The 11,289-nt window shown below is 70.3% G+C and carries 12 protein-coding genes; 7 read left to right on the forward strand and 5 right to left on the reverse strand.

The annotated features are described in order from the left end of the window. The first annotated feature begins 140 nt into the window (after positions 1–140). Together GF068_RS03380 and GF068_RS03385 are read left to right on the forward strand one after the other, a co-directional pair. A complete protein-coding gene (locus GF068_RS03380; protein ID WP_153817814.1) occupies positions 141–1,001 on the forward strand; it encodes a hypothetical protein in 861 nt (286 codons plus the stop codon). 87 nt (positions 1,002–1,088) lie between these two features. Next, the gene (locus GF068_RS03385; protein WP_153817815.1) at positions 1,089–1,865 is read left to right on the forward strand and encodes a tetratricopeptide repeat protein; all 777 of its coding nucleotides are present in this window, start codon (positions 1,089–1,091) and stop codon (positions 1,863–1,865) included. Here GF068_RS03385 and GF068_RS03390 read toward each other — a convergent pair. Both GF068_RS03390 and GF068_RS03395 read right to left on the reverse strand, forming a co-directional pair. After that, the gene (locus tag GF068_RS03390; protein WP_153817816.1) at positions 1,855–2,328 is read right to left on the reverse strand and encodes a DUF6691 family protein; all 474 of its coding nucleotides are present in this window, start codon (positions 2,326–2,328) and stop codon (positions 1,855–1,857) included. The two genes, GF068_RS03385 and GF068_RS03390, sit on opposite strands and share 11 nt — an antisense overlap. Beyond that, positions 2,325–2,756 (reverse strand): YeeE/YedE family protein, encoded by a 432-nt coding sequence (locus tag GF068_RS03395; protein ID WP_153817817.1) that lies wholly within the window; start codon positions 2,754–2,756, stop codon positions 2,325–2,327. The genes GF068_RS03390 and GF068_RS03395 overlap by 4 nt, the downstream gene beginning before the upstream one ends. A gap of 235 nt (positions 2,757–2,991) precedes the next feature. Between GF068_RS03395 and GF068_RS03400 the strand changes: the two genes are divergently transcribed. Further along, positions 2,992–5,592 (forward strand): ATP-binding protein, encoded by a 2,601-nt coding sequence (locus GF068_RS03400; protein WP_153817818.1) that lies wholly within the window; start codon positions 2,992–2,994, stop codon positions 5,590–5,592. Here GF068_RS03400 and GF068_RS03405 read toward each other — a convergent pair whose 3' ends face one another. Beyond that, entirely contained in the window at positions 5,593–6,474 is an 882-nt protein-coding gene (locus GF068_RS03405) for an alpha/beta fold hydrolase (protein ID WP_153817819.1), read from the reverse strand. Positions 6,475–6,659: 185 nt separating this feature from the next. Between GF068_RS03405 and GF068_RS03410 the strand changes: the two genes are divergently transcribed. Genes GF068_RS03410 through GF068_RS03425 form a run of 4 tightly spaced genes read left to right on the forward strand, consistent with a single transcriptional unit; the run spans position 6,660 to position 10,251 of the window. Then, positions 6,660–7,010, forward strand: a complete 351-nt coding sequence (locus GF068_RS03410; protein ID WP_153817820.1) for a hypothetical protein — start codon at positions 6,660–6,662, stop codon at positions 7,008–7,010. Positions 7,011–7,026: 16 nt separating this feature from the next. Continuing rightward, positions 7,027–8,469 carry a TolC family protein gene (locus GF068_RS03415; protein ID WP_153817821.1) on the forward strand — a complete coding sequence of 481 codons (1,443 nt, stop codon included), beginning with the start codon at positions 7,027–7,029 and terminating at the stop codon, positions 8,467–8,469. Positions 8,470–8,487: 18 nt separating this feature from the next. Further along, on the forward strand, positions 8,488–9,798 hold the full coding sequence (locus GF068_RS03420) for a multicopper oxidase family protein (RefSeq protein WP_153817822.1): 1,311 nt from the start codon (positions 8,488–8,490) through the stop codon (positions 9,796–9,798). Positions 9,799–9,828: 30 nt separating this feature from the next. Beyond that, positions 9,829–10,251, forward strand: coding sequence for a hypothetical protein (locus GF068_RS03425; protein ID WP_153817823.1), 423 nt, complete (start codon positions 9,829–9,831; stop codon positions 10,249–10,251). Here GF068_RS03425 and GF068_RS03430 read toward each other — a convergent pair whose 3' ends face one another. Both GF068_RS03430 and GF068_RS03435 read right to left on the reverse strand, forming a co-directional pair. Further along, on the reverse strand, positions 10,252–10,884 hold the full coding sequence (locus GF068_RS03430) for a VTT domain-containing protein (RefSeq protein WP_170319280.1): 633 nt from the start codon (positions 10,882–10,884) through the stop codon (positions 10,252–10,254). A 147-nt stretch (positions 10,885–11,031) separates the two neighbouring features. Then, on the reverse strand, positions 11,032–11,250 hold the full coding sequence (locus GF068_RS03435) for a heavy-metal-associated domain-containing protein (protein ID WP_153817825.1): 219 nt from the start codon (positions 11,248–11,250) through the stop codon (positions 11,032–11,034). Between the last annotated feature and the right edge of the window lie 39 nt (positions 11,251–11,289).

The following is an 11,289-nucleotide window of genomic DNA, read 5'->3' on the forward strand; positions in this document are numbered from 1 at the left end:
ACGCCCCGCCCCCCTACCCTTCCGGCCCCCCCGCCGCCCTTCGCGCCGCCCGCGCGCCCCCCCCGGGGCGCGCGCGCGCCCCCTCCTTGACGTCCCCTTCCCCCCTCGATATTCGTTGCACCTCGAACGAGGAGCGCCTCATGGGCCGTTACATCTGCGGGACCGACGGTTTTTCCTACAAGTACGCCACGGGCGAGCAGGACAACAACCTGACGGATCTCGCTGCGGCTTCGGGTGTGGGCAGCTCGTACGTCCGGCCCGAGTTCTGGGCCTGGATGCCCGAGGTCGAGCAGAACCATGTCTTCGACTGCATCACGCTCGCCAAGGGGATCGTCGCCGAGACCGGCGCCGCGGGCGAGATCACGGCCGTCTCGCGGTATCCCGAGGCTGGCATCTGCCTCGATCAGGGGTACGGCGGGTACGTGCTCGAGTTCGTCCAGTACGCCATGGCCGAGCAGCTCCTCGAGGTCGCGCGTCGCGTGGATCGGGCCCTCTCGCATCCGGCGCGGCTCATGCCGCTCGTCGGCGTCGCGCGCTTCGTCATGAGCCGCGAGGAGTATCCGCGCATGCTCGCGTACGTGAACGGGTTCTTGCCCGAAAACCTCGCCGTCTCGGAGGTGAAGATCCTCGCGGCGCGCGCGCGGGGGCTCGACGCCGCATTCGGCAAGCAGCTCCTCGCGCTCCGCGGCAAGTCGGACTTTCTCCCTTTCATGGGCTTTCAGATCCTTTGCCACGCGATCTGGAGGGACCTGCCCCGCGTCGAGGTCTGGGAGAAAGATCCCGCGATCACCGCGACCGGGTTCTGGGAGAACACGCCCGCGTGGGGCCCTCCTTGGTTACGCGCCGCCGACGCGACGACCGCGGAAGAGCGATGGGTTTCGGGCCTGGTGCGCCTCTTCCAGGGCGACGGCGAAGGGGCGCGGACGGAATTCGTGGCGGCGCGTGAGGGCGGCGAGGTGCGGGCGACGCGTTGGGTCGAAATGCTCGCGCGCATCACCTGAGCGGTCCCCTCGAAAAACCTCTTGTGGGCGGCTCGCGCGAGGTGTAGCGAACGTGTTCGGGCATTCGTTCGCCCCGAGGGGTCACCTATGAAGATTCGCACCAAGGTCCTGTGGTTCGCCTTCACGCTCGCGCTCGCAGGGGCTCCGGCCTGCAAGGAGGAGCCGAAGGGCCCCGCCGTCACGCACCTCAAGGCGGGCGACGAGGCGCTCGCCGCGGGTGATTTCGCCAAGGCGGCCGAGGAGTACGGCAAGTCGCTCGAGGCCGATCCCAAGCAGGAGAAGGTCTGGGAGAAGAAGGCCGTCAGCCACAAGCAAGCCGGCGACCTCGCGAAGGCCGAGGAGGCCATCCTGAAGACGCTCGACTTCAAGCCCGACGCGGCCAAGAAGGCCGAGGTCTACGCGAACCTCGGCAGCGTCTACATGGAGAAGAACGACACGGCGAACGCCGAGCGGAGCTACAACGAGGCCATCAAGCTGAACCCGAACGACAGCATGGCCCTCGCGTGGCTCGCCGAGTTCGCCGCGCGCCGGGGCGGCGCCCGCGACATGAAGGCCCCGATCGTCGCCGATGAGCTCAAGAAGGCGATCGAGCTCTACGACAAGGTGATCACGATCAAGCCCGAGGACCCCGGCACCTACACGAACAAGCGCATCGCCCTCGGCCGGCTCATGGAGAACGAGCGCCTGCAGAAGGAGGCCGCGGCGAAGGAGGCCGAGGAGGCGGTCAAGGCCAAGGACAAGGCCAAAGAGGACGACGCCAAGGCCCGCGCGGACAAGCACCAGGCGCAGATGGACGACTACAAGAAGCAGCTCGACGAGCTCGGCAAGAAGATCGGCGAGGTGATGAAGGCCGCTAGGAAGTAGCCTTCACGCCGCCCGGCGAAGGCGCCGGCTTCCCCGCACGCGCCTCGACGAGCAGGTGCTGCGCCCCCATTCCCACGACCATCGCCGCCACGAACGCCACGGCGCCCAGGTCCCCCGCGAGCAAGTTCACGAGGCCGGGCCCGGGGCAAATCCCCGCGAGGCCCCAGCCGACCCCGAAGATCGCCGCGCCCACGACGAGGCGCGTGTCGAGGTCCTTCTTCTTCGGGAGCTGAAAGCCCCCGCCGAGCACGGGCTCGGGGCGCCTCCGGGCGAGCCGGACCGCGAAGAAGTGCACGAGGATGGCGCCCATCATCACGAACGCCAGGCTCGGGTCCCAGTCGCCCGTGATGTCGAGGAACCCGATCACCTTCGCGGGCAACGTCATGCCCGAGAGCGCGAGCCCCGCGCCGAAGAGCAGCCCGGAGAGGAGCGCGGCGCCGCGTCGTTGATGTCCGAGGTTCATCGCAGACCTCCCCCAAACGTGCGGGCCAAGAAGACCGTGAGGATGCCCGTGGCCATGAACGTCAACGTCGCGACGAGCGAGCGGGCCGACAGGCGCGAGAGCCCGCAGACGCCGTGCCCGCTCGTGCAACCATTACCGAGCCGGGTCCCGAACCCGACGAGGAGCCCGGCGGCCACCGCGAACGAGATCGGGATGCTGCCCGCCGGCGGGAAGCTCTCCGGCCGCAGCGCGAGCAGCACGCCGCCGCCGCCGAGCATCCCCAGCAGGAAGAGCAATCGCTCGGAGCGCTCGCTCGACCCCGGCAGGACGATCCCCGCGACCATACCGCTGATCCCGGCGATTCGACCATTCCAGAGCAAGAGCACCGAAGCAGACAGACCAATGAGCATGCCGCCCAGGAGGGCGGGCAGAGGCGTGAAGCCTTGCATGACGCTGGATTCCTCTCGAGGGCGCCTCGTTGCAGGCGCCATGCCACCGCGTACACCCGCGAAACGACTCGATCCTTTCGCGCGACGCAGCGCCGCTGCGACGCGCGTGTTTCAGGGGGCGCAACATCGTGAAACGTCCGCGGCGGGGGACGGGCGCGCCCTGCCGGCGACACGCGCAAGGCCCGATCCGCAGAACCTCGCTGACGTTTGCCGTTGATATTGTAAATTGTACGAAATGGCGTGGGAGTCCGATCAAGCTCGACAGCTTCACCTGCATGGCTCCGCAGAGGCTCGGGCGCGCCCCGCCTCCCTTTCCCGCTCGGTCGCGCGCCTGCCCCTGCTCTTCGGCGCCGCGGTCCTGGTCGTCACCGGCTGCACGCTCCTCGGCTGGGCGCTCGACATCCCGGGCTTGTGCGGCTGGAAGACGCCTTATCCCCCCATGATGCCCATGTCCGCCGTGACGCTCCTCCTCCAGGGGCTCGCGGTGCTCTGCGCGCGCCCGGATCCGCGGCAGCAAAGCGGCGGGCGGGCCTTCGCGGGCCGCGCCTTCGCCGCCGCGTCGCTCGGCCTGACCCTCGTCATCCTCGCCGAATACGCGATGGGGATCGACCTCGTCGACGACCTGCTCTTCCCGGACGCGGTCCACCGCCACACGCCCGACCCCTTCCCCGGCCGGATGTCGCTGTACACGGCGCTGGTCGCGAGCTTCACGGCGAGCGCCTTGCTCACCGCTTCACGGCCATCGCCGCGGGCACGCGCGTGGACGCAGCCCCTCGCGACCGTCGGGGGGTTGCTCTCGCTCCTGGCGCTCATGGGGCACCTCTATGGCGTCATCGTGCTCTTCGGCGTCACCCGCATCCTCGGCATGGCCATCCCCAGCGCCGTCGCGGTGCTGCTGCTCGCGCTCTCCGCGATCACCCTCACGCCCGAGCGGGGCGTCATGGCGGCGCTCCTGCGAGGCGGATCGAGCGGCGTCCTCTTGCGCAAGCTCCTGCTCGTGGCGACGTGCTTGCCGCTCGCGCTCGCCGTCGCCTTGCGCCTCGGGAGCGCCGCGAGCCTCTACAGCCTCCCGTTTTCCTTCTCCGTCTACGTGCTCCTCACGGTCGTCGCGTCGCACGCGATCGCGTTCCTCGCCGCGGCGGTCGTCGCGCGGATCGAGGAAGAGCGCGTGGAGCGAGCCGTCCTCTCGGTCGCGCGGGCGCAAGCGACCGCCGAGCGCGACCGGGCCCAGGCGCTCGCCGAGGCGCTCCGGCAGAACCAGGCGCAGTTCCAGGCCATCGTCGATCACGCGCCCGCGGCCATTTACATCAAGGACGCGGAGGGCCGCCTGCTGCTCATCAGCCGGCACGCCGAGCGCGCTTATGGCAGGCCCCGGGAGGTGATGCTCGGCAAACACGAGCGCAACTTCCTGTCGCGCGAGACGGCCGACGTCTTCGCCGCCAACGACGCGGTCGTACGCGAACGCGGCGCCCCGCTGGAGACCGAAGAGATCCTCCTCTTGCCGGACGGCCCCCACACGTACCTCTCCATCAAATTCCCTCTGCCCGCGCCCGACGGAGGCCCCTGCCTGGTGGCGGGCATCTCGACCGACATCACCGAAAAAAAGCGCTTCGAGGAGCGCCGCGAGTTCTTGCTCGCCCTGCAAGCCGAGCTCCTGCACCTCGACGATCCCGCGGCGCTCGCGGGGCGCGCGGTGTCGCGGCTCGGAGAGCGGCTCGGCGTGGACGGCGCGGGGCTCGTGCTCGTGGATCAGGCCGCCCAGGAGGTCGTGCACGTCCCGGGATACGCTTATGGCACGACGCCCCGGGACATCTGGCGTTTTCCCCTCGACGTCTGGGGCCGGACGCTCGCCGAGATCCACGAGGGGCACGTGATCGTCGTGAACGATACGGCCACGGACCCGCGGATGCGGGACGATTACGAGCGCGTTCATGGCAAATACGGCGTCGCGGCGATCCTCATGGCCCCCATCTTCCGTAATGGCGCGTGGGTCGCGTACCTCTCGGCCTACACGGCGACGCCGCGGCGATGGGCGGACGACGAGGTGAAGCTCTGCCGGGAGGTCGCGAACATCACCTGGCCGCTCTACGAGAATGCGCGCCTCGTCGTCCTCTTGCGGGACGCGGTGCGCGCCCGCGACGATTTCCTCTCGATCGCCTCCCACGAGCTGAAGACGCCCCTCACCCCGCTGCTGCTCCGGCTCGAGTCCCTGGAGCGCGCGACCACGAAGCAGCCCGATTCGCCTTACGTGCAGACGGTCAAGGGCGTGGTCGACGTGGCCAAGCGGCAATTGAGGCGCCTGACGGATCTCACGACGGACCTGCTCGACGCGACGCGGATCCAGGCGGGGAAGCTCTCGGTGGTGCACGAGGAGGTGGACCTCGTCGAGGTCGTGCGCGACGTGTGCCAGCGGTTCGCGCTCGACGCCGCGCGGGTGGGCTCGCCGCTCGTGATCCACGCGCCAGCCTCGGCGAAGGGCCTCTGGGACAGGCTACGCGTCGAGCAGGTGGTGGACAACTTGCTCTCGAACGCGCTGAAATACGGCCCTGGAAAGCCCATCTGCATCGAGATCGTGGTGCACGAGCGGACCGCGACCCTCACCGTGAAGGACCAGGGCATCGGGATCCGGGTCGAGGACCAGGAGCGTATCTTCGGGCGCTTCGAGCGGGCCGTGCCGGAGCGGAGTTATGGCGGGCTCGGGCTCGGCCTGCACATCGTCCGGGCCATCGTGGAGGCGCTCGGCGGGACGATCGCCGTCCTCAGCGCGCCGGGCGAGGGCGCCACGTTCACGGTGACGTTGCCGTTCGGGTCGGCGAGGGCGACCGAGGCGGCCTGATCAAGCGCCGTCGTTCTGGAGAAACGCCGCGATCTCGGCGGTCACGAGCTCGGGGCGCTCGTGGTGGATCCAGTGGGTGGCGCCCGGGACGTGCTGGATACGCACGTCCGGCACGAGGTCGCTGCCCGGATCGGCGAACTCGCGGCCGAGGTAACGGTCCTCGTCGCCCCAGAGCACGAGCGTGGGGGCGTCGATGCGGCGCGTCCGGACCTGGTCTCTCCGGCGAACGGCGGCGCGATAATAGTTGATCATGGCCGTGAGCGCGCCCGGCTCCGCGAAGGCCTCGCGATAACGCTCGAGGTCCTCGGCGCTCGGCACGTTCGGCCCGCGGACCTCCTTCCGGAGCGCCTCGAGCATCCCGGCGTAGTCGTCGTGGCCGAGCAGGCGCTCGGGCAACGCGGGGAGCTGGAAGGCGAACATGTACCAGCTCCGCGCGAGCTGCCGCGGCGAGCGGATCCCGTCCCGGAGGAGGCGCGCGGGGTGCGGGCCATTGATCACGCAGAGCCGCGCGAGGAGCTCCGGATGGGCCATGGCGAAGCACCACGCGACGCCCGCGCCCCAGTCGTGCCCGACGACGGAGGCCCGCGGCTCGCCCAGCGCGCGCACGAGCCCGGCGATGTCCCCGGCGAGGTGGCGGGTGCCGTAGGCATCAACGCCGGCGGGTTTGTCGGAACGGCCATACCCCCGCATGTCGGGGGCGACGACGTGAAACCCCTTCTGCGCGAGCGCCGGGAGGATACGGCGCCACGCATACCAGAACTCGGGGAACCCGTGCAGGAGGATGACGAGCGGGCCGCTGCCGGCCTCGGCGATGTGCAGGCGGACCTCGCCGACGTCGAGGGTGCGGTGGTGGATCTCGGGCTCGGAGGCGGGCGAACTCATGCGGGGGACTTTACGCGATGTCGGCCGGCCGCGCGGGGCCGATCGATCACGACCGGGCCCCGTGGCGAACCGAGCCCACACAGACGACTGTAATGGCCTGCGCCCCCGTGCGTCGGCAGGGCAGGAGGTCGAGCCGAGGGCCCGCGCCCCGGCGGCTCGGCCGATCCGCTCGCGGAGGAACCACCTTGAAGTCCACGATCCCGTCCAGCTTGGGCCTCTTCGCCCTGCTCTTCGCGTCCGCTTGCAGCGGGCCGGAGGTGCCCTCGGCCTTCCAGCCCGATTCGCCCGCGTCTCTCGCGGCGCCGCCGGCGCCCCGCCCCCCCGTGGCGACCGTCCTCGTGGCCTCGCGTCCGACCGAGGCGAGCGTCTGCGCGCCGGGAAAACCCTGCGTGCTGCCGGAGTCGCAGGAGGCGGCGCCGGGCGGCGGCGGGCACCCGCACGGCGGGCACGATCATGGCAATCACGCGGGCCACGGAAACCACGACGGCCACAGCGGCCACAGCGGCCACAGCGGCCACAGCGGCCACAACCATTGACCCGGTGGAACCTGCCATGACGACGAGGTCCTTTTTTTCGTTCTCCGCGCTCACGCTCGTCCTGGGCCTGTCCGCCGGCTGCGCGAGCGCGACGCTACCCCAGCACGTGGGCGAGGTGAACGACATCTTCGCGGCGCGAAACCGGCGCGATCTCGCGGCGTCCGTGCCGCAGGACGAAAAAGACTGGGAGAAGACCGCGGCCGAGGTGCCGAAGCTCCTGTCGAAGCCGCTCGACGCGGACGGCGCCGTGCGTATCGCGCTCGCGCAGAACCGCGACCTGCGGGCGGCCTTTTACGAGATCGGTATCGCCCGCGGTCGGTTCGTTCAGGCCGGCTTGCCGCCGAACCCCGAGATCGACTTCGGCGTCCGGCGCCCGAACGATCCCGCGCAGCCGCTCCAGCTCGACATCGGGATCGAATACAACCTCACCGGGCTCCTGATCCTGCCGCTCCGCAAGGGCGTCGCCGAGGCGGAGCTCGCGGCCGAGCGGCTACGCGTGGCGGGCCGGGTGCTCGATACGGCGTACGGCGCCCGCACCACGTTTTACACGGTCCAGGCCCGGCGGCAGGAGCTCGACCTGCGCGTCCGCGCGCTGAAGGCGTTCCAGGCCGGTTATGCCGCCGCCGAGGAGCTGCACCGCGTGGGCAACCTGCCCGACGTCGACCTCGCCACGCAGCGGGCGGCGGTGGAGTCGGCGCGGATCGACGTCGCCGAGGCGGAGAACCGCCTGCTCGACGCCCGGGAAGACCTGAACGTCGCCTTGGGTTTGTCCGGCGAGCAGACCGACTGGACGGTCGAGGCGCCGCTGCCAGATCCGCCGGCCGAGGAGGTCGCGCCCGAGCGTGTCGAGCAGCGCGCCGTCGCGGCGAGCTTCGAGCTCCAGGAGCTCGAGGCGCGTATGCGTGTCGCCTCGAAGCGCGCCGGGCTCGCGCAGACCGAGGGCACCCTGCCCCACGTCTCGGGCGGGTTCCACGGCGAGCGGGACGGGTTCGCGTGGGAGATCGGCGGCCACGTGACGGTGGGTTTGCCCATCTTCGATCGCAACCAGGGCACGGTCCTGAGCGCCCGTTCGGAGTTCGGCGCCCAGCGCGAGCGGTACCTGGCGACCGCCACGTCGCTACGCGCGACGGTGCGATCGGCGCTGAACCGCGTCGAATCCGCGGGGCGGCGCGCTCGTCATTACCGCGAGGCCGTCCTGCCGGCGCGCGAAAAGGCCCTCGCCGAGACGCTGCTGCAATACAACGCCATGCAGGTCAGCGTCTTTCAGGTCCTCGAGAGCCAGCGCCAGGTCACGCAGACGGGCATCACCTACGTCGAGACGCTGCTCGATTACTGGAATGCGCGCGCGGCCCTCGATCAGATCCTCGCCGGCCGCCACCGCGGCCTCGCCCTCGGCCCCGCCGGCGCGGCGCCCTCGAACACCCCTTCCGGCGGCGGCAGCGCCGAGGCCGGCCACTGATTGCAGGTGAGAAACCCCATGGACCGCCGTAAATTCGTTCAGTTCGGAGTCGCCGCGGGCAGCGCCTTGCTCGCCGGAGACGTGTTCGGCCAGGAAACCAAACCGGGCGCCGCGCCCTCGCGCCCCTCGCCGAAGCGCGCCGTCTTCCCGGGCGGCCAGCCCGCGGTCGTCACGCCGAACGGCGTGACGTTGCCCCTGAAGGAGAAGGGCGGCCTGAAGATCGGCCACCTCGTCGCCATGCCCGTGAAGCACACCTTCGCGCCGGGGCTCGAGGGGGATTGCTGGGGCTACAACGGCAGGACGATCGGGCCCACGATCGAGGTCGTCGAGGGGGATCACGTGCGGTTTTACGTGACGAACAAGCTGCCCGAGCCCACGACCGTGCACTGGCACGGCGTGATCCTGCCGAACGGGATGGACGGCGTGTCGGGCTTGAACCAGCGCCCGATCAAGCCCGGGGAGACGTTCGTTTACGAGTTCACCTTCCGCCACCCCGGGACGTACATGTATCACCCCCATTTCGACGAGATGACGCAGATGGCGCTCGGGATGATGGGGATGATCGTGGTGCACCCGAGGCGGCCGAAGGGCCCGCCGGTGGATCGGGATTTCGTGCTGATGACACACGAGTGGAAGATCACGCCGGGCTCGCGGCGGCCGGATCCGAACGAGATGACCGATTTCAACGTGCTGACCTTCAATTCGAAGGCGTTCCCCGGCACGGAGCCGCTCGTCGTGGGACGCGGCGAGCGCGTGCGGATCCGTTTCGGCAACCTCTCGGCGATGGATCACCACCCGATCCATTTCCACGGGCTCACCTTCGAGACGACGTGGACCGACGGCGGCGAGATCCCGGTCTCGGCGCGTCGCCCGGATACGACCGTGCTCGTGCCCGTCGGCAGCACGCGGGTCATCGAGTTCGTCCCCGACGAGCTCGGCGACTGGGCCTTCCATTGCCACATGACCCACCACGTGATGAACCAGATGGGCCACGGGATGCCCGTCATGGTGGGCGCCGACGCGCGGAAGATCGACCCCAAGGTGCAGAGCCTCCTGCCCGGTTACATGACGATGGGACAAACCGGCATGGGCGAGATGGCCGAGATGGGCATGCCCGTGCCGAAGAACTCGATCCCCATGGGCGGCGGAGCCGGCCCGTTCAGCTCGATCGACATGGGCGGGATGTTCACGATCCTGAAGGTCCGCGACAACCCCGATACCGCGGATCCCAAGGGCTGGTACCAGCACCCGAAGGGGACCGTGGCCGATCGCGCGGACGCGGCGGCGATGAAGGCGGATGGTATCGATCCGGACGCGAGATTCGGTTGAGCCTGCGCCATCGAGGAAGGAGCTTTTGCCATGAACACGAAGAGCATTTACGAGACGCTCGCCGCCCTCGGGGCCGGAGTGATGATCGCGGGTTGCGCAACGTCTCCGGCCGAGCCGGGCGGCGCGGAGGTGAAGCCGGTGGCCGAGGTCCCCGCCGCGAGCCCGCCCCCGGCGAAGGCAATGCCCGCAGCCGTGGAGCCCGCCACGAGCGCGGCGGCCCCGCCCCCCGCAGCTCCGCCGAAGGCAACCGCGGCGGCCCCGCCGGCCGCTGCGCCTCGCGCCACCACGGCGCCGCCCGCCGCGAAGGTGGCCACCGCAGCGCCCGCGCCTTCGCCCGTGACCGCGACCGCGGCTCCGCCTGCCGAGGAGCCCGCCCCCGCCCCCGCCGCGACCACGACGGCCGCGAAAAAACACGGCGCGCAGATGAGCTGCGGCGAAGGGTCCTGCGGCTGATCACGGCGCTTTGAGCCGACGGCGCAAGACCGACGCTGCAAGACCAATCAGGACGAGCCCCGTAAGCCCCACCACGACGAGCGTCACCGTATCACCACGCAAAAAACTCTCGCCGAGGAACACGCTCCCGAGGGCGAACGGCAGCTCCCCGACGCCGACCACCACCAGGTAACGAGCGAAGCGATACCGGAGCGTGCCGAGCAAATACCCCGGGAGCTCGGACGGGAGCGCGAGCTGGAGCAAAAGGACGACCCAGATCGGCGTGTCGGCCGAGAGCCGGCGCTCGTAGGCGGCGATGCGCTGGCGCGGCACGACCCGCCCGAGCAGCGGGCCAAAAGCGCCGCGGCCGACCCCATACGCAATGACGCCGCCGGCGAGCCATCCGAGCCACAGGAGCACGAAGGTCGCCGGGGCGCCCCAGGCGTGGAGGGCCACGGGGATGAGGACGGTGCTCGAGAAAAAGGTGAGCATCGCGGAGGCCGCCGCGAGCAGGACGAAGAACCCGATCGCCGCGATCGGGTGGCGCGCGAGCATGCCCGTGAGCACGGCGATGGCCTCCGTCACCATCGCGTGGGCCGCCCCCGAGGCGGTCAGGCCGACGAGCACGCCCAGCAAGAGAAGGGCGCCGATCAAGCGTCGTCGACTCGTCTCGCGCTCCTCCATCATGGTCCCCAGGCGACCATGAGGTTCACGGTGGGATCCGGGTAGAGGCCGCGGCGCCAGCGCGAGCCCGCCCGGACGTCTCGAGCGCCGGGCGGGCACATCGGCGATTGCAGCGTTTCAGGCGGCGTTCGGGCGCGCCTCGTAACCGGCGTCGCGCAGCGCCGCGACGAGGGCGCTCATCGGCGCGCTCGACGGATCGTGCTTCACGACGACCGTGCCCTCGCCGAGCTTCACGTCGACCTCCTCGACGCCGTCGATCCCGCGGAGCGCGTCGTTGATGTGGCGGATGCAGGACGGGCAGCTCATCCCGTCGACCTGGAGCAAGGTTTCTTTCATGGCGTCTCTCCCTGGTTCGGGCGGCCCTCTTCGCCGCTC

The sequence above is a fragment of the Polyangium spumosum genome (genome assembly GCF_009649845.1).
Taxonomy (GTDB): domain Bacteria; phylum Myxococcota_A; class Polyangia; order Polyangiales; family Polyangiaceae; genus Polyangium; species Polyangium spumosum.

Coding starts and splice junctions, on each gene's coding strand:
- GF068_RS03385 (WP_153817815.1), top strand. CDS start 1,089: ATGAAGATTCGCACCAAGGTCCTGTGGTTCGCCTTCACGCTCGCGCTC.
- GF068_RS03435 (WP_153817825.1), bottom strand. CDS start 11,250: ATGAAAGAAACCTTGCTCCAGGTCGACGGGATGAGCTGCCCGTCCTGC.
- GF068_RS03400 (WP_153817818.1), top strand. CDS start 2,992: ATGGCGTGGGAGTCCGATCAAGCTCGACAGCTTCACCTGCATGGCTCC.
- GF068_RS03395 (WP_153817817.1), bottom strand. CDS start 2,756: ATGCAAGGCTTCACGCCTCTGCCCGCCCTCCTGGGCGGCATGCTCATT.
- GF068_RS03405 (WP_153817819.1), bottom strand. CDS start 6,474: ATGAGTTCGCCCGCCTCCGAGCCCGAGATCCACCACCGCACCCTCGAC.
- GF068_RS03415 (WP_153817821.1), top strand. CDS start 7,027: ATGACGACGAGGTCCTTTTTTTCGTTCTCCGCGCTCACGCTCGTCCTG.
- GF068_RS03425 (WP_153817823.1), top strand. CDS start 9,829: ATGAACACGAAGAGCATTTACGAGACGCTCGCCGCCCTCGGGGCCGGA.
- GF068_RS03380 (WP_153817814.1), top strand. CDS start 141: ATGGGCCGTTACATCTGCGGGACCGACGGTTTTTCCTACAAGTACGCC.
- GF068_RS03420 (WP_153817822.1), top strand. CDS start 8,488: ATGGACCGCCGTAAATTCGTTCAGTTCGGAGTCGCCGCGGGCAGCGCC.
- GF068_RS03390 (WP_153817816.1), bottom strand. CDS start 2,328: ATGAACCTCGGACATCAACGACGCGGCGCCGCGCTCCTCTCCGGGCTG.